Genomic DNA, 3,593 nt, shown 5'->3' with positions numbered 1-3,593 from the left:
GTTTGGTTACCGTCAATATGGGTAAACCGCGTTTCATGCCGTCTGAAATTCCGTTTGTGCCTGCACATGGTGAAAATGAAGATGCGTTGACACATATTGTCTTGGTCGGTTTGGAATCTGTACCGGTAAGCTGTGTGAATATGGGTAATCCGCATGCGGTGATTTTGGTTGATAATGTTGAAACCGCACCGGTGGAGCATTGGGGCGGCGCTATTGAATCGCACGAGCAGTTTCCTGAACAGGTCAATGTCGGCTTTTTGCAGGTTGAAGATGAATTGTCAGTTCGCTTGCGCGTGTTTGAACGCGGGGTGGGGGAAACTCAGGCTTGCGGCACCGGAGCGTGTGCGGCGGTGGTGGCAGGCGTGCGCAATGGTTTGCTGAAAGCGGGTATGCCTGTGCGTGTTACTTTGCCTGGCGGCGAATTGTTTATCAGTTGGGAAGAAGGTGGCGATGTGCAAATGACCGGCCCTGCTGAAACCGTTTTTGAAGGCGAGTTGCAGTATTCATGATGGTTTCTTTGGATTTTTGGTTTGCCGTCGCGTATGCTGCAGTATCGTTGGCATTTATTTTTCGCGCACAGCGGTTTCAATGGCTTTGGGCTACGGTGTTGTTGTGGCTGGGGATTTCGGCACTGGGCGCACGCTTGTTGCCTGGAATGTGGGGTTTTACGCATACAGGCCCTTTGTTCATCCCTCATTTTTATCTGACAATCGCCAGTATTTTCTTCTTTATTGATGACTGCAGTAAAACGGAAGACAAAAAGTTTTGGTCGGCAGGCGAATATGCTGGTTTGACCTTATTTGCGGTTTCCAATGTCGTCATGACTTTGGCTTTTGTTTTCTTGGCAGGCGTGGTTTATTTCATCTTGCCGCTGGCAGGCTCGGTTTTTGCATGGGTGGCCTTACTGAAAATTTATGCTTTGAAACCCATTTATTGGTTTGCATTGCAGGGCGTGTTGATGCTGGTGTTTTATCTGCACCGCGTGGTCGTGTGCAAGCAGTCTGCCTCTCTTTTCAGTATGCGGCAGATGTGGGCAGGCTGGATGGTTGCCGTCGTGATGCAGGCTGTGGTTGCCGTTGCATTGATTTTTGAGCGCAGTGGATATTGACCGCGCTTGAACCAAAAGTTATAAAGAAAGAAATTTTCGATATTGGTTTTTCAGACGGCCTGAGTTTAATATGCAGGCTGTATTACATCTAAATCAGGAGCAGGAAATGAAAATTGCAAATAATATTACCGAGCTGATCGGCAACACACCTCTGGTGAAACTGAACCGCCTGACCGAAGGTTTAAAAGCGCAAATCGCCGTTAAACTTGAATTTTTCAATCCGGGCAGCAGCGTAAAAGACCGTATTGCCGAAGCCATGATTGAAGCGGCCGAGCAAGCCGGTAAAATCAATAAAGATACCGTTATCGTGGAGGCGACCAGCGGCAATACCGGTATCGGTTTGGCCATGGTGTGCGCGGCCCGCGGTTATAAATTGGCCATCACCATGCCTGAAAGCATGAGTAAAGAACGCAAAATGCTGCTGCGTGCGTTTGGTGCAGAATTGATTTTGACTCCTGCTGCCGAAGGCATGGCAGGCGCTATTGCCAAAGCCCAATCTTTAGTGGACGAACATCCGGGCACTTATTTCATGCCGCGCCAATTTGATAACGAGGCCAATCCTGAAGTTCACCGCAAAACCACTGCCGAAGAAATTTGGCGCGATACAGACGGCCAAGTTGATATTTTCGTGGCCGGTGTGGGTACAGGCGGTACGATTACCGGCGTGGGCGAAGTGTTGAAAAAATACAAACCCGAAGTTCAAATCGTGGCTGTCGAGCCTGAAGCTTCCCCAGTATTGAGTGGTGGTGAAAAAGGCCCGCATCCGATTCAAGGTTTGGGTGCAGGCTTTATCCCCAGCGTTTTGAATACGACTGTTTACGACAGTATTGTCAAAGTACCTAACGAAGCAGCGTTTGAAACTGCGCGCGCTATGGCTGAAAAAGAAGGCATTTTAGTAGGTATTTCTTCCGGTGCCGCGGTATGGAGCGCATTGCAACTGGCTAAAAAAACTGAAAACGAAGGCAAGCTGATTGTTGTCTTGTTGCCATCGTATGGTGAACGCTATCTTTCTACGCCGCTTTTTGCTGATTTGGCATAATATAGGATTGTTGTTAAAAGGCCGTTTTCAGACGGCCTTTTTTGCGTATGGGCTTGAGATATCGTATGAAATCTGTTGTAATTCAGTTAATGAGCTTTGAATACTGTTATTCAAAAGTTGGTTTCTTCAACGAATCATGCTTATAATGCGCACTATGAAAAAATACATTCTTCCTATCCTTGCTGTGGCGGTACTTGCCGGTTGTGAATCAATTTATGTTCCAACATTGAAAGAAGTGCCAGTTCGACCAACCAACGTTAAGAAACCTAAGGCTGATTCACAAGTTTCAGCTACCGGTTATCATTTAGCTCCTTCGCATTGGACAGATGTTTCCAAGATTCATGATGAAGCACGTCGCTTGAGTACCCAAGTGAGCCAAGGTAGTCTGACCAAAGTTCAGGCAGCCCAATATTTGAACCGCTTCCGTATCCAACAAGTGGGACGTAACTCTGTCGATGACAGTATGTACGAAGTTTATCTGCGTTCTGCCGTTGACAGCCAACGTGGTGAAATTACTACCGAGCAATCCAAACAGTACATCCAAGGTGCTTTGCGCGGTTGGCAACAGCGTTGGAAAAACATGGATACCAAGCCAAGCAATCCTGCGTTTACCAATTTCCTGATGGAAGTTATGGGTATGCAACCTTTGAAATAAAAAAGTCATAAACTGAGAAGGCCGTCTGAATATTCAGACGGCCTTCTTTTTGTATTTATATATGTGTAGTCGAATTGTATCCAATTAAGAACCAAACAGCTTGTCAGCCGCTTGACGGGCTTTTTCTTGAATATCTTCGGTCAGATAGTTTTTCATCTGAGAATAAACCAGCGCAATGACGGCAATGTCATCGCTGAAGCCAAATGGAATCAGAAGGTCGGGAATGCTGTCGATAGGGCTGAGAAAATAAACCAGTGCGCCGACAATAATCATTTTGGCCCGTTTAGGCGTGTGTTCGGATTCCCAAAGGTAATAAAGTGCATAAAGCTGTCGGACAATAGGTTTGCCCAGGCGGCCGGCAAAGCGTCCGAGTTTTTTCATAAAACCGGATGTGTCCAAGTTTCGACGGCGGAAGGAGGGGATGTAGTCTTCCGGATCGGGTGTGTTTTGATGAGGGGAGTGTGTCATGATGCAGCTTCCTTATAAGGTATGGAAACATTGTTGGTGTTGTGCCGTATTTTAGTCCATCTAGAGATGGATGAAATGTCTTTGAATGTATAACTATGTAAGAGTAGTGGTGATAATGCAATGGTAATAAGTTAAGAATGGCTTATGCCTTTGTAAAGATTAGGTATCAAGAGTGAGAATTTATCTCACAATAGATACAATTCTCAAACAATAATGATGTTATCGTAAGTGCTTTGATGGGGAGATGCTTAATTGCAGGAAAGTAACAAAAAAGGCTAGCCACGCAAAAAAAAATCTAAGAATGATTGTTTGATTTTATTAGT

The 3,593-nt window shown here is 45.8% G+C and carries 5 protein-coding genes; 4 read left to right on the top strand and 1 reads right to left on the bottom strand.

Features of this window, described 5'->3' with window-relative positions:
* The 4 genes from dapF to ACTHSP_RS18820 form a co-directional block, all read left to right on the top strand.
* A partial coding sequence (gene dapF / locus ACTHSP_RS18835; RefSeq protein WP_440346664.1) for a diaminopimelate epimerase occupies nt 1-509 on the top strand: 509 nt, incomplete at its 5' end.
* Nucleotides 506-1,108 carry a hypothetical protein gene (locus tag ACTHSP_RS18830; protein ID WP_063068032.1) on the top strand — a complete coding sequence of 201 codons (603 nt, stop codon included), beginning with the start codon at nt 506-508 and terminating at the stop codon, nt 1,106-1,108. The genes dapF and ACTHSP_RS18830, both read left to right, overlap by 4 nt.
* Nucleotides 1,109-1,214: 106 nt before the next feature.
* Nucleotides 1,215-2,147: a cysteine synthase A gene (cysK, locus tag ACTHSP_RS18825; protein WP_314511458.1), complete on the top strand. Its 933-nt coding sequence runs from the start codon at nt 1,215-1,217 to the stop codon at nt 2,145-2,147.
* A gap of 145 nt (nt 2,148-2,292) precedes the next feature.
* Nucleotides 2,293-2,802: a membrane lipoprotein lipid attachment site-containing protein gene (locus tag ACTHSP_RS18820; protein ID WP_314511460.1), complete on the top strand. Its 510-nt coding sequence runs from the start codon at nt 2,293-2,295 to the stop codon at nt 2,800-2,802.
* Between the two features lie 84 nt (nt 2,803-2,886).
* On the opposite strand, the gene ACTHSP_RS18815 is transcribed toward ACTHSP_RS18820, so the two are convergent.
* Entirely contained in the window at nt 2,887-3,270 is a 384-nt protein-coding gene (locus ACTHSP_RS18815; RefSeq protein WP_311460082.1) for a YkvA family protein, read from the bottom strand.
* Between the last annotated feature and the right edge of the window lie 323 nt (nt 3,271-3,593).

It is taken from the genome of Neisseria sp. P0001.S005, assembly GCF_051963715.1.
The sequence above is the reverse complement of the archived record's forward strand: the minus strand, read 5'-3'. Positions and strand labels throughout refer to the sequence as shown.